This is a genomic window from Ruegeria sp. THAF57, assembly GCF_903914075.1.
In the GTDB taxonomy this organism is placed as follows: Bacteria; Pseudomonadota; Alphaproteobacteria; order Rhodobacterales; family Rhodobacteraceae; genus Ruegeria.
The window spans coordinates 483002-498579 of record NZ_CAIWNQ010000002.1; the positions used below are offsets into that span (position 1 = coordinate 483002).

Here is a 15578-nt window from a genome sequence, read left to right on the forward strand (position 1 = left end):
AAAACCCCCGCTACCGGGTGGCGCGGGGGTTAAAATTTCTAGCTGTCGAAAACCTTAGACGGTCTTCTTGCCTTTCACACCAGCCCACAAGCGCTTGTTCACAAGGTACAGCAGGACCGACAGAACAGACAGGAACAGCACGCCGACAAAGCCGGAATACTTACGCTCCATCATCTTCGGCTCGGCAGTCCACATCAGGAAGGCCGCAATATCCTCGGACATGGCTTCGACGGTGGCCGGGTGACCATCCGCGAATTCCACCTGATCCTCGGACAGCGGAGGCGCCATTGAGATCCAACCGCCGGGGAAGGCTTTGTTCTCATAAAGAACGGTGCCTGCCTCTTCCTTTTCCTCACCGGTGTAACCATCCAGCAGAGAGGCGATGTATTCCGCACCACCCATACCTTTGAACAGTTGGTTGATCCCCAGACCATAGGGGCCGTGGAAACCGGCGCGGGCCTTCGCCATCAGGCTCAGGTCCGGTGCGCCAACGCCGTTATTGGCCGGGAAGTGGTCGGTGGGAATTGCCGGGCGGAAATCGTCCAGCTCAGGATCGAACACTTCGAAGTTACTCGCCGCATAGGCGATGACTTCTTCTTCCGAATACCCCAGCGCTTCGAGATCACGCAGAGGTACGTATTGCAGGCCGTGGCAGGCCGCGCAAACCTCGGTATAGATCTGAAGACCACGCTGAAGCTGGTGCTTGTCCCAGGTGCCAAAAGGCCCTTCGAACGAGAAGTGGAAATCCTCGATATGCTGCTCGCCGCCGCCTGCGGCGTATGACGCAGCAGGGGTAAGAGCCAAAGCAAACGCGGCACCGATTGCAAGTTTCTTGAACATGTTTCCGGTCCCTCTTCTTACTCGGCCGGCGTGGCGTCGGCGTCAGCCTTGCCATAATGCGCGTTGAAGTCTTCTTCGATCGTCTCCGGCTGGGCATCGGGTTTTTCGATAACACCCAGGATCGGCAGGATCACGAAGAAATAGGCGAACCAGTAGGCGGACGCGATCAGCGAGAAGGTCGCATAAGGCTCCTCTGCGGGCATCGCACCCAGCCACATCAGGGCAAAGAAGTCGATGATCAGTAGGTAGAACCACCATTTGAACATCGGACGGTACTTGCCCGAACGCACAGTCGAGGTGTCCAGCCACGGGGCTAGGGCCATCGCCAGGATTGCACCGAACATCGCCAGAACACCAAAGAACTTGGCGTCGATGATGCCACCAGTGATAAAGCTGGCAAATTGCACAACCCAGACCTCCCCGGTGAAGGCACGTAGGATCGCATAGAACGGCAGGAAGTACCATTCGGGCACGATGTGCGCCGGAGTAACCAGCGGGTTGGCCTCGATGTAGTTGTCCGGGTGGCCCAGATAGTTCGGCATGAAGCCGACAACCGCCCAGAACACGACCAGGATCACGGCCAGCGCGAACAGGTCCTTGATCACAAAATACGGCCAGAACGGCAGCGTGTCTTTCTCGGCTTCGGCTTTCGACCCGCGACGCACTTCAACACCTGTGGGGTTGTTGTTGCCGGTGGTGTGGAAGGCCCAGATATGCACGACAACCAGCGCCGCAATCACGAACGGCAGCAGATAGTGCAGCGAGAAGAAGCGGTTCAGCGTGGCGTTGTCCACCGCCGGTCCGCCCAGCAACCAGGTCTGGATTGCGTCACCCACAAACGGGATCGCGCCAAACAGGCCGGTAATCACGGTCGCACCCCAGAAGGACATCTGACCCCAGGGCAGAACATAGCCCATGAAGGCGGTGCCCATCATCATCAGGTAGATCAACATCCCGATGATCCACGTGATTTCACGCGGGGCTTTGTACGACCCGTAAAACAGGCCACGGAAGATGTGAATGTAGACCGCAACAAAGAACAGCGACGCGCCGTTCATGTGCAGGTATCGCAGCATATAGCCGCCATTCACGTTGCGCATGATGTGTTCGATGCTGGCAAAGGCCAGATCAACATGCGGGGTGTAGTGCATCACCAGAACGATACCGGTGACAATCTGCAGCGCCAGGCAGAACGCCAGGACGATGCCCCAGATCCACCACCAGTTCAGGTTCTTGGGGGTGGGGATCATGATGGTGTCGTAAATCAGGCCGACGATGGGCAGGCGGCTGTTCAGCCACTTCTCGCCGTTTGTCTTCGGCTCGTAATGATCGTGGGGAATTCCGGACATCTGGGTCTCCCTTAGCCGAGTTTGATGGTGCTGTTGTCCGTCCACTCAGCGGGCGGGACAGGCAGGTTTTCAGGCGCGGGGCCTTTGCGGATTCGACCGGCAAGGTCGTAGTGCGAACCGTGGCAGGGGCAGAACCAACCGCCAAAGTCACCGGCATCGCCCAGCGGCACGCAGCCAAGGTGTGTACAGACGCCCATCTGAACCAGCCACGCACCGGGTGCCTCACCCTCGGGCGAGGGCATCACGCGGTTTGCGTCGGTCGCAGGCGCGTCAGCCGGTTGGTTGAAGTTGCGTGCCAGCGGATCGGGCAGCGCATCAACGCCTTCGGCGTCCTGTTCTTTGGCCTCTTGGATCTCGGCACCGGTGCGGTGACGGATAAAGACGGGTTTACCCAGCCACTTGACAGTCAGCTGTGTCCCCGGCTCAACGCCGCTTACGTCCACACGGATCGAGGACAGCGCCTGAACGTCTGCCGAGGGGTTCATTTGGTTGATCAGGGGCCATACGGCTGCACCCGTCGCAACGACACCTGCGCCGCCAGCGACGTAGTAGAGGAAATCTCTGCGGGTGCCTTCGTGGTCTTCTGCGTGGGACACGAGGTTTTCTCCGATTCCGGCGCCCGGAGGATACCGGGCAAACATGCATCAGCACCGCATCAAAGCGGCGTCTCATCGCGGCTATCTAGCCGGGAGAAATCGGTTCGTCCAGCGGTCATAGGCGCGCACTACGCCGCATCTGGGCATTCATGTCACAACGTAACCCTGAATTTTCAAGCCTCGGGGGGGTTTTTGGCAGGATTCCCGTTGATCGTCGCGCGTTCGTCGAAATGTGATTCGGATCAGCAGGATGCGCTGACAACCGATTTGCACAAAGACACCGAATCCGATGCGCCCCGCGTCGAATTGCAAAGTTTAGGCCAGAATTAGCCGCAAAAAAATCTACTTTTGCGTGATTTCGAGATACGTAAATATCAGATCAAAAATAGATATTTTCAATAATCCTTGAAACACATCATTTCGATTGCACTTTTAACGCGAATGCATAAAGGCGCAGGGAAATGCCACCGTTAACAGGACGCTTTTCATGCCAAACCCATCTGTACCCATTTTGACCTTTGCGCTGCTTGCGTCGACTCAGGCCTTAGCTGCCGGTGATCCGGCGCGGGGCGAGGCACTCTATTTTCGCTGTTCGTCCTGTCACGCGATAATCAAGGACGGCGACGTTCTGGTTAAAGGTGGCATCACGGGCCCGAATCTCTATGGCGTTGTCGGCCGGGCAGCAGGAACCGAGAACGATTACCTGAACGGAAGCGAACGGCTGCCCGTTGGTCTTTTCACCGATGACATGATCCGATCCGGTCAGGAAGGCTTGATCTGGACCGAAGAGAACATCGCAGCCTACTCGAAAGACCCGATCGGTTTCATTCAGGGTTTCCTGAACGACGAAAAAGCGCGCCCCAACATGAGCATCAAGCTGAAGGAAGGTGCTGAAGATATCGCGGCCTATCTCGCGACTTTCTCCAATTAAACCATGATCTGGTCACGCGTCGCGCATCAGCGTGGCCAGCCATCCCAACTCGGCGCCGAGCCCGCCCGCAACACGTTCAGCCGCCGCTTCGCGCGCCTCGGCGGGTTTGTTCTGGTTCAGCTTCCAGGTTCCCTGAATATCGTCGACATACATCCGGCAGGGCACGATCATCCTTAGCATGCGATCCAGCGCATCGGGCGACATCTTGTCAGCGGTCCATGCGGGCTTGGGCAACAGCCGCTTTTCGTAGAAGGCCGATTGCCGGTCCAAAAGCCCCCGCAACTCGGCCTGAGGACGCTTTTCAATCCGTCCGGTCAGATGCACGGCGACATAGTTCCATGTGGGAACCTGATCTGTCAGGCCGTACCAATCCGGAGAAATATACCCATCCGGCCCGGATACCGCGATACGCCCAACGCGCGGGGCGGTCAGGGTGCGCACGATCGGATTCGACCGAACCAGATGCAGCTCGGCCATCGAGCCATCGGAATTCAGCAGAAACGGCACATGGCTGATCAGCGGGGCGTCATCAGTGGACAGCGCCAAAGCCCCAAAGGCCCGGTTACGGGCAAAGTTGATGTGGCGGGTAAGGTCTTCGGCGCGGAAAGCCGGATTTGGGTGCATGGCATCTCTCCTGACGGAACGACTTGCAGATTCGCTTGGTCCTTGGCAAGGTCTGCCTCGTTCTCAGGGCGGGGCGGAATTCCCCACCGGCGGTATGCGGGCCATGACCCGTAAGCCCGCGAGCGGCCCCGGATTTTCCGGGGTGACAAGCAGATCTGGTGAGAAACCAGAGCCGACGGTTACAGTCCGGATGGAAGAGAACGTGCAGCGCGCCATTTGGCGCGACTGCTCGTGATCGCCTTGGGTGACGTGTCTGTTTACGAAGGAGATCACAATGACACACACCCGCTATGCTTTCGTCAAAGCCAACTGGCATTCCGATATTGTCGATCAGGCGCTGGAAGGGTTCCAACAGCTTATCCCCGCCGATCAGATTGACGTCTTCGACGTGCCCGGCGCGTTCGAGATGCCATTGCTGGCCCGCGGTCTGGCCCAAACCGGTAAATATGCCGCCATCGCCTGCGCCGCTTTCGTGGTGGATGGCGGTATCTACCGGCACGACTTCGTGGCGCAAGCCGTAGTCGACGGCCTCATGCGCGCCGGGCTGGACACGGGCGTTCCTGTCCTATCAGTCTCGCTGACACCGCACCAATATCAGGAAACAGACCACCACAATGCGATCTACCGCGCGCATTTCGTGGAAAAAGGCCGCGAGGCCGCGCAAGCCGCGCTCAAAATCACCAAAACCCGCGCTGCACTTCTGGAACCAGCCTGACCCTTCTTCTGTTCAAAAATACTTCGGGGGAATCGCGGTTTGCCGCGATGGGGGCAGCGCCCCCTCCCCGCGCTCCAAACGCAAATCCGCTTGAGGCCCAAGGCTCTCCCCGCTAACACAACCCTCAAAGGAGCACGCCCTATGTCGATGAACAGCTTTGGACACCTCTTCCGCGTCACCACCTGGGGTGAAAGCCACGGCCCGGCCTTGGGTGCGACAGTGGACGGCTGCCCTCCGGGGGTCGCTATCGACGAGGCGATGATCCAGCACTGGCTGGACAAGCGGAAGCCGGGGCAGAACAAATTCACCACACAACGGCGCGAGCCGGATCAAGTGAAAATCCTGTCCGGCGTGTTTGAGGGCCAGACCACGGGAACACCCGTGCAACTGATGATCGAGAATACCGATCAACGCTCCAAGGACTACGGCGACATCATGGACAAGTTCCGTCCGGGTCACGCCGATATCACCTATTGGCAGAAATACGGCATCCGCGATTATCGCGGCGGTGGGCGCAGCTCGGCGCGCGAAACCGCATCGCGGGTCGCCGCCGGAGGGCTGGCGCGCGAGGCGATCAAACAGATCGCGCCCAACGTACAGATCACCGGCTACATGACCCAGATCGGTCCGCACAAAATCGACCGTGCCAATTTCGACTGGTCGCAGATTGAACAGAACCCGTTCTGGACCCCCGATGCCCAAGCTGCTGACGATTGGGCAGCCTATCTGGACGATCTGCGCAAGTCCGGCAACTCGGTCGGAGCAATTGTCGAGGTCGTGGCGCGCGGCGTTCCCGCTGGGATCGGCGCACCGGTTTATGCCAAGTTAGACACTGATCTGGCCGCGGCGATGATGTCGATCAACGCGGTCAAAGGCGTTGAGATCGGCGAGGGTATGGCCGCTGCCGAACTGACCGGCGAAGCCAACGCCGATGAGATTTTCATGGGTCAGAACGGCCCGCAATACAGCTCGAACCACGCAGGCGGCATTCTGGGCGGCATCTCGACCGGACAGGACATCGTGGTGCGGTTTGCAGTCAAACCAACTTCGTCGATCCTGACCACGCGCAAGACGATCACCAAGTCGGGTGAGGAAACAGAGATCATCACCAAAGGTCGCCATGACCCCTGTGTCGGCATCCGTGCAGTGCCTGTGGGCGAGGCGATGTTGGCCTGCGTGATCCTGGACCATTTACTTCTGCATCGCGGTCAGATTGGCGAGAACCGTGGACATATCGGCTGATCTACGCCACCGGTTGCGCGGCATTGTCGTGCAACGTATGGAGACCGACCCTGCGCATGATCTGGCTCATCTGGACCGCGTCTGGGTGAACGCGCAGGCCATTTCGGACGAAACGACCAATATGCGCGTCCTGCTGGCGGCCGCCTATCTGCACGATCTGGTCAACCTGCCCAAGAACGACCCGGATCGCCACCTTGCATCCCGTCGGTCCGCTGAAGAATCAGAGCCTATACTGGACAATTTCGGCTATACGCCCGAGGAAATCAAAGCCACGCGACACGCTATCGCGGCGCATAGTTTTTCCGCAAATATACCGCCCGAAACCGCAGAAGCCTGTATTCTGCGCGACGCCGACAGGTTGGATGCGCTGGGGGCAATCGGTGTGGCGCGCAACTTCTCGGTTTCAGGTGCGTTGGGGCGGTCACTCTACGATCCGGCTGATCCATTTGCAGAATCCCGATCACTGGATGATCTGCACTTCTCGGTCGATCACTGGCAGGTCAAGTTACTGAAGCTGCCGGCAGGTATGCTGACGGAACGCGGTAAGGCCCTTGCCCGAAAACGGGCCGAACGCATGATCCGCTTCCTGACCGAATTCGCCGAGGAAATTGGCCATCCGCTTCCGTCGGACTGGTCGCAACCAAATTCCACACGTTGATCTTTGTCCGCCAAAGGCGCAGGGTCGCGCCGATGGCTGACCCCCTAACGTCAAACAAACCACTTCTGGCTGTGGCGCTGAAACTCAGCGCCCTGGTTCTGTTCACATCGATGCAGGCCCTGGTCAAAGCCTTGTCTGACACCTTCCCACCCGGAGAAATGGTGTTCTTTCGCTCGCTCTTTGCCGTGCCGGTCATCATAGGCTGGCTGGCCTGGCGCGGAGAGCTTTCGCAGGGCCTTGTGGTCAAAAAACCCATGGGCCACTTCTGGCGCGGTGTATTGGGGACCAGCGCCATGGGGCTGACTTTTACTGGCCTCAGCCTGCTTCCGTTGCCCGAGGTTACGGCCATTGGCTACGCCACACCGATCTTCACCCTGATTCTGGCCGCGATTATGCTGGGCGAGCGCATTCGCATGATCCGCATCGGCGCGGTGGCTTTGGGACTGCTGGGGGTTCTGATCATGATCTGGCCGCGTCTGGGCGGCAACAACATGGACACGGCCGCCACAATCGGGGCGCTGTGCGTGTTGGCGTCGACCATGGCGCGGGCCTTTGTTCAAATACATATCCGGCAATTGGTTCAGGTGGACCATCCCGCGGCGGTCGTCTTCTATTTCTCGCTGACGGCTACCCTTCTGTCTGCGTTGACCGCCTTTTGGGGGTGGACGATGCCAACGCTGGAACAGACTCTAATACTTGTCGTTATGGGCCTAACCGGCGGGGTCGCGCAGATTCTGGTTACCACGTCCTACAAGTTCGGGCAGGCCTCAATGCTCGCGCCTTATGACTATACCACGATGCTGTTTGCCGTATTGATCGGGTATATCTGGTTCGATGAACTGCCGACGCTGGTAATGCTGGGCGGGGCCGCGCTTGTGATCGCCGGTAATGTGGTCGTCATTTTGCGCGAACGCCAACTTGGGATTGGACGCGAAAAGGCGCGTCAAGCGACAGATCCCAAAGCCTGATCTTTACCTTTTTCGAACTTCACCTAATTTGGGTCCAACATCAGATAAGGGCCCCAAGATGAGCGACGCAGAAGATCACAAGGAAAAGATGCAAAAGGTGCAGGCAAAGCACCGCAAAAAGGTGTCCGAGGCCGTCGATCCCGGGCGCGGCTTGGTGCTGATCAACACAGGCAAAGGCAAAGGCAAGTCATCTGCCGCCTTCGGAGTTGTCATCCGCGCGCACGGATGGGGTCAGAAAGTCGCCGTGGTGCAGTTTATCAAGGGAAAGTGGAAAACCGGCGAGCGTCGTTTTTTCGAAGAGCGCGATCTGGTGACCTGGCACACGATGGGTGAAGGCTTTACCTGGGATACGCAAGATCGTGAACGCGACATCGCCGCTGCCAATGCCGCGTTTGACAAGGCACGGGCGCTGATGGCCAGCGGTGACTATAACCTTGTGGTTCTGGACGAAATCAACATCGCTTTGCGATATGAATATTTGTCAGTCGAGCAGGTGATTGATGGGCTGAACGCACGATCAGACAAGACTAGCGTATTTCTGACTGGCCGAGACGCACCGCAGGCCCTGCGCGACTATGCTGATCTGGTGACGGAAATGACCGAAGAAAAACATCCGTTCCAAGCGGGGATAAAGGCCCAGCGCGGCGTGGATTTCTGAAGATTTCACAAGCACAGGCAAGATAAGGGCGGACTTAGTCTTGCTGCTTTTTTTGACACCTGACAAAGGGTTCTGGGCTTCGCAAAAAGCGCGAGCCAATTGAGTCTTTTGCGAACTCCCAAGCATGGTTTTTCTTGTCGACATAAGCACAATAGTCATCGTCGCAGCATCCTCCACATGCTGTGGCGGCTTCATGGCGTGCCAAGATTTCGTCGAGCGAGTCGCGCATTTCGATCCCCGTCGGCTAACGTCAGAATTCTGGTTTTCGTTTCTGAGGCGGTGGCAGGCACTCACTGCTCACTATGCTTAGCCTGCTGACCGCCCCGAAACTTGGTGCTGGATAGAATTATCTGGCCTTGCATATTAACTGACTATTTTTATCAGGATTTGCAAGGGAAAATGCGCGCTTACTTTGGGCGCGCACCCTTTCTCTGGGTTAAATCGCTTTGGGCTTGAGATTCAGCGTAACGGGCCACAGAATTGCAATCCGGCACTTGGCGGCAGAATGGCCTCCTGCCCCTCTGCCGGAGTGTTGAGCGAATTGACCGAACGCGCACTTGCAAAACCGCCCAGCCAAAGAGGTCATCTGCACCAAACCTTTAGCCGTAAGCAAAGAAAAACCCCCGCAGAAGCGAGGGTTTTGGTTCTTTCGGGTTTTTCAGGTCACGCGCGTACAAGCGCCTCATAATCCTGTGCAATCTCGCGCGTGATATCACCGACTTCGAACGTGTAGTCGCCGATTTGACCAACCGGGGTAACCTCGGCGGCGGTTCCGGTCAGCCAGCATTGTTCAAAGTCAGCCATCTCTTCGGGCATGATGTGGCGTTCGTGAACCTTGATGCCCTTGTCTTTCAGCATCTGGATCACGGTCTGACGAGTGATGCCGTTCAGGAAGCAATCGGCCAGCGGTGTGTGAACCTCGCCATCTTTGACGAAAAACACGTTGGCGCCGGTCGCTTCGGCGACATAGCCCCGGTAATCCATGAACAGCGCGTCCGAACAACCCTTGGCCTCGGCCTTGTGCTTGGAGATAGTGCAGATCATGTAAAGACCCGCAGCCTTGGCGTGAACCGGGATGGTTTCGGGGCTGGGGCGTTTCCATTCAGCAATATCCAACTTGGCACCCTGCATCTTGGCGTCGCCGTAATATGCGCCCCATGGCCAGACGGCCACGGCCATACGCACTGGGTTCTTGGCCGATGCCACGCCCATGTCATCACCCGACCCGCGCCAGACCAGCGCCCGGATATAGGCGTCCTGCAACCCGCTGGCTTTCAGCGCCTCTTCTTTGGCAGCTTCGATCTGATCGACCGTATACGGCATCGGGATATCCAGCGCCTCGGCCGAAGCGATCAGACGTTCTGAATGCTCACGGCTTTTGAAAATCTTGCCGTTATAGGCACGCTCACCTTCAAAGACGGACGAGGCATAGTGCATTGCATGCGTCAGGATGTGGACCTTGGCATCGCGCCATGGCACCAATTCACCATCCAACCAGATGACACCGTCACGATCGTCATACCCTGCCATGCGCAACCTCCTGAATCGGGCTTGGTTTTTCAATTATTGCGCCAAATAAGTCCGAAGCGGACATAATGTTGCGCAAAAACTGCGATTCGATACCTGTCCACTCTTGGAATGTCAATAACGCTGACATAAACTCGGCCCTGAGTAACCAATGAGGCATGATATGTCCGACACCCGTCCCGCCCAGGTCTTTGGCGGTGAAAGCCTGTTGTTTCTGACCGATGAGCAACTGCGGCAGGGTATCGAAGCCATGTTCTTCGCCTATCGCGGCTTCACGGCGGACCCGGACCGCATCCTGTCAGAGCTGGCCTATGGCCGCGCGCATCACCGGGCCATCCACTTTATCAACCGCGCACCCGGAACGACCGTAAATAACCTGCTGGCGATTCTCGGTGTTACCAAACAGTCCTTGAACCGCGTCCTGCGCACCCTGATTGACGATGGTCTGGTGGAAAGTCGCGTTGGAACAGTGGACAAACGTGAAAGACACCTATTCTTAACCGATAAGGGAGAGGAGCTGGAGGCCAGATTGTCCGAAGCCCAGCGCGTACGGATGCGCGCCGCCTACAAGGACGCCGGCCCCGAGGCCGTTTCAGGTTTTCGCAAAGTGCTTGAAGCGATGATGGATGCTGATATGCGTCATGCCTATAAGAAACTGCGGGATACCACCTCATGAGCGATATGGACGCCCATCTGCTGATTGTTGACGATGACGAGCGCATTCGTGATCTGCTCAAGAAGTTTTTGATGCGGAACGGTTTTCTCGTCACCGCTGCGCGGGACGCCGCCCATGCGCGGCGGGTCTTGTCAGGTCTGGATTTCGACATGATCGTTCTGGATGTAATGATGCCCGGCGAAGACGGCGTCAGCCTGACCAAGGCGCTGCGAGAGACACACGCAACCCCAATCCTGCTGCTGACGGCGCGCGGTGAAACCGAACACCGCATCGCGGGGCTTGAGGCGGGGGCCGACGACTATCTGGCCAAGCCGTTCGAGCCGAAGGAGCTGTTGTTGCGCATCAACGCAATTTTGCGGCGGATGCCTGAAACACCTGCACAGGAAACGGCAAGCAAAATCCTGATTCTTGGTCCGATACGGTACGACGTGGAACGCGGAGAAATGTGGCAGGGCGAAGACCCCGTGCGTCTGACCGCTACCGAAAGCCAGTTGATGAAGATTTTCTCGGCCCAGCCCGGAGAACCCATAAGCCGCGCCAAGCTGGTCGAAGATCTGGGCCGCGACAAGGGGCAGGCACAGGAACGCGCGGTGGATGTTCAAATCACCCGGCTGCGACGCAAAATCGAACAGGACCCAAAGCAACCCCGCTATCTGCAGACAGTCCGCGGGGCGGGTTATATGTTGGCCCCGGATTGATTTTGCCGCTGCGCGGCGATTTTATGCCTTCGGCGAGGATATTTTTAGCCAGATGAAGATCGGATCCTGATGAAGACTGCTCTTTTGACCCACGCGGATTGCCTTGAACATGTGACCCCGGAAGGACATCCCGAACGGGTAGCGCGGCTTGAGCATGTTCTTCATGCGCTCGAATCGCTGGACTTGGACCGAAGGACAGCTCCGCTTGCCGCGGATGATGACTTGCTGCGAATTCACCCCGAAAGCCACATACGGAGTATCCGCAGCAGCCGCCCGACCGAAGGATACAGGCAGATTGATGGCGACACTTTCATGTCGCCCGGTTCCGTGGATGCCGCGTATCGCGCGGCTGGGGCTGTTGTTCGGGCGGTCGACCTGGTCCTGAGCAGCGACTCTCCGAATGCGTTTTGTGCAATCCGTCCGCCGGGACACCACGCCGAATCTGAAACGGCGATGGGCTTTTGTCTGTTTGGAAATGCGGCGCTGGCTGCCAAACATGCGCTGGATCACCACGGGTTGAGCCGCGTGGCAGTGGTGGATTTCGATGTGCACCACGGAAATGGCACACAGGATCTGCTATGGGATGAAGCGCGTGCTCTGGTCATAACCAGTCAGCAGATGCCGCTGTGGCCTGGTACGGGACGCCCGGATGAAACCGGGGCCCACGATACGGTGTTGAATATTCCGCTGCCGCCCCAGTCCGGTGGAGCAGAGGTGCGCGCGGCCTATGAGGCCCAAGCCTTCCCGCGGCTACGGGCATTCAAGCCAGAACTGATCATCATCTCGGCCGGTTTCGATGCGCATCAGGACGATCCGTTGGCAGAGCTTAATTGGTCGACCAGCGATTTTGCATGGATCACGGCCGAGCTGTGCAAGATCGCCGATGAGTGTTGTGACGGGCGTATCGTCTCGACTCTGGAAGGCGGGTATGATCTGAACGCACTGGCCGAGGCCACACGTGCCCATGTGGAAGAACTGATGAAGGCAGCCCGATGACCGATACCCCTGTAGATCAGATGACATTTGAGCAAGCGATGAAAGAGCTTGAGGCCGTTGTTGGTCAACTTGAGCGTGGCGATGTGGCGCTGGATCAGTCCATTGCCCTGTATGAGCGCGGTGCGGCCTTGAAGAAGCGCTGCGAAGACGAGTTGAAGCGGGCTGAAGAAAAGGTAGCCGCGATCACGCTGGATGCGGATGGTCAGCCAACCGGAACGACACCTGTCGAAGGCCTGTAAATGTTTCGAGACATTCTGGCACGGGATGCCGCGCGGATTCAGAAGCAGTTCGATCTGGTTCTGGGCGCGCTGGATGCTTTGGATGTGACCCGTGCAATGGCTTATGCCACCGAAGGCGGCAAGAGGCTGCGTGGATTTCTGGTTCTGGAAAGCGCACGGCTGCACGGTGTGGACCCGGCGCAGGCTATTTGGCCCGCAACGGGAATAGAAGCGTTGCACGCCTATTCGCTGGTTCACGATGATCTGCCCTGCATGGATGACGATGACCTGCGCCGGGGGCGTCCGACGGTTCATGTGAAATGGGATGAGGGAACGGCGGTCTTGGCCGGGGATGCATTGCAGACGCTAGCGTTTGAGCTGTGCGCCCGACCCGAGGTCGGATCTGCCATGGCCCGCGCAGAATTGGCACTGACATTGGCCAAGGCAAGCGGTGCGCAGGGAATGGTGCTGGGTCAGGCGTTGGACATTGCTGCGGAAACTGCGACATCGCCTTTATCGCTGGATCAGATCACCCAGCTTCAGGCTGGCAAGACAGGTGCTTTGATCGAATGGTCGGCCTGTGCAGGGGCGCGTTTGGCTGGCGCGGATCCCGAACCCCTGCGCCGATACGCGCGGGATCTCGGACTTGCTTTTCAGATCGCTGACGACATCTTGGATATTGAAGGAGACGCGGCAATCGCCGGAAAGCGTCTTCAAAAGGATGCAGAGGCAGGCAAGGCAACTTTTGTGTCGCTGCTGGGTCTGGATACCGCCAAAAGCCGGGCGGCCGATCTGGTGGATCGGGCCTGCGACGCACTTGAAGGCTATGGGTCAACCGCGGAAACCTTGAAGGACGCCGCCCGCTTCGTTATTGCCCGGGACAGCTAAGCCAGGAACGCGCCAAATGTCAGATCGCCCGAACACGCCCTTGCTGGACCTCGTGAGCCGCCCCGCGGACCTGAAGCAGTTCTCGGACGCGCAGCTACGTCAGGTTGCGGATGAATTGCGGGCAGAAACGATCTCGGCCGTTTCGGTCACGGGCGGGCATCTGGGTGCAGGGCTGGGTGTGGTAGAATTGACCACAGCGCTGCACGCCGTGTTCGATACACCGCGCGACAAGATCATCTGGGACGTTGGACATCAGTGCTATCCGCATAAAATCCTAACCGAACGGCGCGACCGCATTCGTACTTTGCGCATGAAAGACGGCTTGAGCGGCTTCACCAAGCGCAGCGAAAGCCCATATGACCCGTTTGGCGCGGCGCATAGCTCGACCTCGATCAGTGCGGCACTCGGGTTCTCCGTCGCGCGCGATCTTGGCGGTGTCACGCCCGAAGGATTGGGCGATGCGATTGCCGTGATCGGCGACGGTTCGATGTCGGCGGGCATGGCGTTCGAGGCGATGAACAACGCGGGCCACCTCAAGAAACGCCTGATCGTGATCCTCAACGACAACGAGATGAGCATCGCCCCCCCGGTCGGCGCGCTGTCCAATTACCTGTCCCGAATTTATGCCGAGGCTCCATTTCACGATCTGAAAGCGGCGGCAAAAGGTGCTGTTTCTCTGCTGCCAGAGCCTTTCCGCGAGGGCGCGAAACGGGCCAAGGAAATGCTCAAGGGCATGGCAGTCGGTGGCACCTTGTTCGAAGAGCTGGGGTTTTCCTATATCGGTCCGCTTGATGGTCACGATATGGACCAGTTGCTGCCGGTTCTGCGCACGGTCAAGGCGCGGGCGACCGGTCCGATCCTGATCCATGTGCTGACCAAAAAGGGCAAGGGATACGCCCCGGCAGAGCAAGCCCGCGACAAGGGGCACGCAACGGCCAAGTTTGATGTCGTGACCGGAAAACAGAAGAAAGCACCGTCAAACGCACCCTCCTATACCTCGGTCTTTGGCAACACGCTGGTGGATGAGGCCGCGCGGGACGACAAGATCGTTGCCGTCACTGCCGCGATGCCGGATGGAACCGGCCTAAATCTGTTCGCAGAACGCTACCCCTCGCGCTGCTTTGACGTGGCGATTGCCGAACAGCACGGCGTGACCTTTGCTGCCGCGCTGGCTGCGGGCGGGATGAAGCCCTTCTGCGCGATGTATTCGACCTTTTTACAGCGCGGCTATGACCAGGTTGTGCATGACGTGGCCATTCAGCGCCTTCCGGTGCGGTTCGCGATTGACCGGGCGGGCCTTGTGGGGGCGGATGGGGCGACCCATGCGGGGTCATTCGACATTGCCTACCTCGCCAATCTTCCCGGCATGACCGTCATGGCTGCCGCGGATGAGGCCGAACTGGTGCACATGGTTGCTACGGCAGCGGCCCATGACGATGGGCCAATCGCCTTCCGCTATCCGCGTGGAGAAGGGGTCGGGGTGGACCTGCCCGAACGCGGCGAGGTTCTGGAAATCGGCAAGGGGCGTATGATCCAGAAAGGGGCGCGGGTGGCGCTGCTATCCTTCGGCACCCGGTTGGCCGAAGTGCAAAAAGCGGCCGAGGCTTTGTCAGCCCGCGGAATCACGCCAACAATTGCGGACGCCCGGTTCGCCAAGCCTTTGGACCGTGACCTTATCCTGGACCTTGCGGCCAATCACGAGGCGCTGATCACCATCGAAGAGGGTGCGGTTGGCGGTTTCGGCTCTCATGTGGCGCAGTTGCTGGCGGACGAAGGCGTGTTCGATCACGGCCTGAAATATCGGTCGATGGTTCTGCCTGATATTTTCATCGATCAGGCAAGCCCGGCGGATATGTATGCGGTGGCGGGTATGAACGCAGAACAGATCGAGGCCAAGGTGCTTTCGGTGCTGGGCGTCACCACAATCGGTGAAAAGCGCGCCTAATCGGGCCAATCGGCAGAGCAAAAAACCGGAGCTTTCGGGCCCCGGTTCA

General features: G+C 58.5%; 17 protein-coding genes and 1 riboswitch. Of the genes, 12 read left to right on the top strand and 5 right to left on the bottom strand.

Annotated features, from left to right (window positions below; translation table 11 throughout):
- Positions 1-54: 54 nt before the first annotated feature.
- From RUESEDTHA_RS06405 to petA, 3 genes are read right to left on the bottom strand one after another with little or no spacing between them, the layout of a single operon-like run.
- Complete coding sequence (locus RUESEDTHA_RS06405; RefSeq protein WP_180885402.1) at positions 55-840, bottom strand: cytochrome c1; 786 nt, start codon at positions 838-840, stop codon at positions 55-57.
- Between the two features lie 17 nt (positions 841-857).
- The gene (gene petB, locus RUESEDTHA_RS06410) at positions 858-2189 is read right to left on the bottom strand and encodes a cytochrome b (protein WP_180885403.1); all 1332 of its coding nucleotides are present in this window, start codon (positions 2187-2189) and stop codon (positions 858-860) included.
- Positions 2190-2200: 11 nt separating this feature from the next.
- Entirely contained in the window at positions 2201-2785 is a 585-nt protein-coding gene (petA, locus tag RUESEDTHA_RS06415; RefSeq protein WP_180885404.1) for a ubiquinol-cytochrome c reductase iron-sulfur subunit, read from the bottom strand.
- Positions 2786-3272: 487 nt separating this feature from the next.
- Here petA and RUESEDTHA_RS06420 point away from each other — a divergent pair, with 487 nt between their 5' ends.
- Entirely contained in the window at positions 3273-3716 is a 444-nt protein-coding gene (locus tag RUESEDTHA_RS06420; RefSeq protein WP_180885406.1) for a cytochrome c family protein, read from the top strand.
- A gap of 12 nt (positions 3717-3728) precedes the next feature.
- Here RUESEDTHA_RS06420 and RUESEDTHA_RS06425 read toward each other — a convergent pair whose 3' ends face one another.
- Positions 3729-4340 (bottom strand): FMN-binding negative transcriptional regulator, encoded by a 612-nt coding sequence (locus tag RUESEDTHA_RS06425; RefSeq protein WP_180885408.1) that lies wholly within the window; start codon positions 4338-4340, stop codon positions 3729-3731.
- Between the two features lie 55 nt (positions 4341-4395).
- Positions 4396-4546, top strand: a riboswitch (FMN riboswitch).
- Between the two features lie 68 nt (positions 4547-4614).
- On the opposite strand from RUESEDTHA_RS06425, the gene RUESEDTHA_RS06430 reads away from it, so the two are divergent.
- The 5 genes from RUESEDTHA_RS06430 (at position 4615) to cobO (ending at position 8581) form a co-directional block, all read left to right on the top strand.
- Positions 4615-5055 (top strand): 6,7-dimethyl-8-ribityllumazine synthase, encoded by a 441-nt coding sequence (locus RUESEDTHA_RS06430; protein ID WP_180885410.1) that lies wholly within the window; start codon positions 4615-4617, stop codon positions 5053-5055.
- A gap of 141 nt (positions 5056-5196) precedes the next feature.
- Positions 5197-6297, top strand: a complete 1101-nt coding sequence (gene aroC / locus RUESEDTHA_RS06435) for a chorismate synthase (protein ID WP_180885412.1) — start codon at positions 5197-5199, stop codon at positions 6295-6297.
- Positions 6281-6955, top strand: coding sequence for an HD domain-containing protein (locus RUESEDTHA_RS06440; protein WP_180885414.1), 675 nt, complete (start codon positions 6281-6283; stop codon positions 6953-6955). The genes aroC and RUESEDTHA_RS06440 overlap by 17 nt, the downstream gene beginning before the upstream one ends.
- A gap of 32 nt (positions 6956-6987) precedes the next feature.
- Positions 6988-7923: a DMT family transporter gene (locus RUESEDTHA_RS06445; protein WP_171240251.1), complete on the top strand. Its 936-nt coding sequence runs from the start codon at positions 6988-6990 to the stop codon at positions 7921-7923.
- Positions 7924-7981: 58 nt separating this feature from the next.
- Positions 7982-8581 carry a cob(I)yrinic acid a,c-diamide adenosyltransferase gene (cobO, locus tag RUESEDTHA_RS06450; protein ID WP_180885416.1) on the top strand — a complete coding sequence of 200 codons (600 nt, stop codon included), beginning with the start codon at positions 7982-7984 and terminating at the stop codon, positions 8579-8581.
- A gap of 663 nt (positions 8582-9244) precedes the next feature.
- Here cobO and RUESEDTHA_RS06455 read toward each other — a convergent pair.
- The gene (locus RUESEDTHA_RS06455) at positions 9245-10111 is read right to left on the bottom strand and encodes a branched-chain amino acid aminotransferase (RefSeq protein WP_180885418.1); all 867 of its coding nucleotides are present in this window, start codon (positions 10109-10111) and stop codon (positions 9245-9247) included.
- 160 nt (positions 10112-10271) lie between these two features.
- Here RUESEDTHA_RS06455 and RUESEDTHA_RS06460 point away from each other — a divergent pair, with 160 nt between their 5' ends.
- From RUESEDTHA_RS06460 to dxs, 6 genes are all read left to right on the top strand, one after another.
- A complete protein-coding gene (locus RUESEDTHA_RS06460; RefSeq protein WP_171123984.1) occupies positions 10272-10784 on the top strand; it encodes a MarR family winged helix-turn-helix transcriptional regulator in 513 nt (170 codons plus the stop codon).
- Positions 10781-11482 (top strand): response regulator, encoded by a 702-nt coding sequence (locus RUESEDTHA_RS06465; protein ID WP_171123982.1) that lies wholly within the window; start codon positions 10781-10783, stop codon positions 11480-11482. Before RUESEDTHA_RS06460 ends, RUESEDTHA_RS06465 begins: the two co-directional genes overlap by 4 nt.
- A gap of 69 nt (positions 11483-11551) precedes the next feature.
- Complete coding sequence (locus tag RUESEDTHA_RS06470) at positions 11552-12478, top strand: histone deacetylase family protein (protein WP_180885419.1); 927 nt, start codon at positions 11552-11554, stop codon at positions 12476-12478.
- Positions 12475-12717, top strand: a complete 243-nt coding sequence (locus RUESEDTHA_RS06475) for an exodeoxyribonuclease VII small subunit (RefSeq protein WP_171123978.1) — start codon at positions 12475-12477, stop codon at positions 12715-12717. The genes RUESEDTHA_RS06470 and RUESEDTHA_RS06475 overlap by 4 nt, the downstream gene beginning before the upstream one ends.
- A complete protein-coding gene (locus tag RUESEDTHA_RS06480) occupies positions 12718-13584 on the top strand; it encodes a polyprenyl synthetase family protein (RefSeq protein ID WP_180885421.1) in 867 nt (288 codons plus the stop codon). It begins immediately after the preceding gene.
- Between the two features lie 16 nt (positions 13585-13600).
- The gene (gene dxs / locus RUESEDTHA_RS06485) at positions 13601-15529 is read left to right on the top strand and encodes a 1-deoxy-D-xylulose-5-phosphate synthase (RefSeq protein WP_180885423.1); all 1929 of its coding nucleotides are present in this window, start codon (positions 13601-13603) and stop codon (positions 15527-15529) included.
- Positions 15530-15578: the final 49 nt, after the last annotated feature.

Coding starts and splice junctions, on each gene's coding strand:
- RUESEDTHA_RS06465 (WP_171123982.1), top strand. CDS start 10,781: ATGAGCGATATGGACGCCCATCTGCTGATTGTTGACGATGACGAGCGC.
- RUESEDTHA_RS06455 (WP_180885418.1), bottom strand. CDS start 10,111: ATGGCAGGGTATGACGATCGTGACGGTGTCATCTGGTTGGATGGTGAA.
- RUESEDTHA_RS06480 (WP_180885421.1), top strand. CDS start 12,718: ATGTTTCGAGACATTCTGGCACGGGATGCCGCGCGGATTCAGAAGCAG.
- dxs (WP_180885423.1), top strand. CDS start 13,601: ATGTCAGATCGCCCGAACACGCCCTTGCTGGACCTCGTGAGCCGCCCC.
- RUESEDTHA_RS06420 (WP_180885406.1), top strand. CDS start 3,273: ATGCCAAACCCATCTGTACCCATTTTGACCTTTGCGCTGCTTGCGTCG.
- RUESEDTHA_RS06460 (WP_171123984.1), top strand. CDS start 10,272: ATGTCCGACACCCGTCCCGCCCAGGTCTTTGGCGGTGAAAGCCTGTTG.
- cobO (WP_180885416.1), top strand. CDS start 7,982: ATGAGCGACGCAGAAGATCACAAGGAAAAGATGCAAAAGGTGCAGGCA.
- RUESEDTHA_RS06405 (WP_180885402.1), bottom strand. CDS start 840: ATGTTCAAGAAACTTGCAATCGGTGCCGCGTTTGCTTTGGCTCTTACC.
- RUESEDTHA_RS06425 (WP_180885408.1), bottom strand. CDS start 4,340: ATGCACCCAAATCCGGCTTTCCGCGCCGAAGACCTTACCCGCCACATC.
- RUESEDTHA_RS06470 (WP_180885419.1), top strand. CDS start 11,552: ATGAAGACTGCTCTTTTGACCCACGCGGATTGCCTTGAACATGTGACC.
- RUESEDTHA_RS06445 (WP_171240251.1), top strand. CDS start 6,988: ATGGCTGACCCCCTAACGTCAAACAAACCACTTCTGGCTGTGGCGCTG.
- RUESEDTHA_RS06475 (WP_171123978.1), top strand. CDS start 12,475: ATGACCGATACCCCTGTAGATCAGATGACATTTGAGCAAGCGATGAAA.
- aroC (WP_180885412.1), top strand. CDS start 5,197: ATGTCGATGAACAGCTTTGGACACCTCTTCCGCGTCACCACCTGGGGT.
- RUESEDTHA_RS06430 (WP_180885410.1), top strand. CDS start 4,615: ATGACACACACCCGCTATGCTTTCGTCAAAGCCAACTGGCATTCCGAT.
- petB (WP_180885403.1), bottom strand. CDS start 2,189: ATGTCCGGAATTCCCCACGATCATTACGAGCCGAAGACAAACGGCGAG.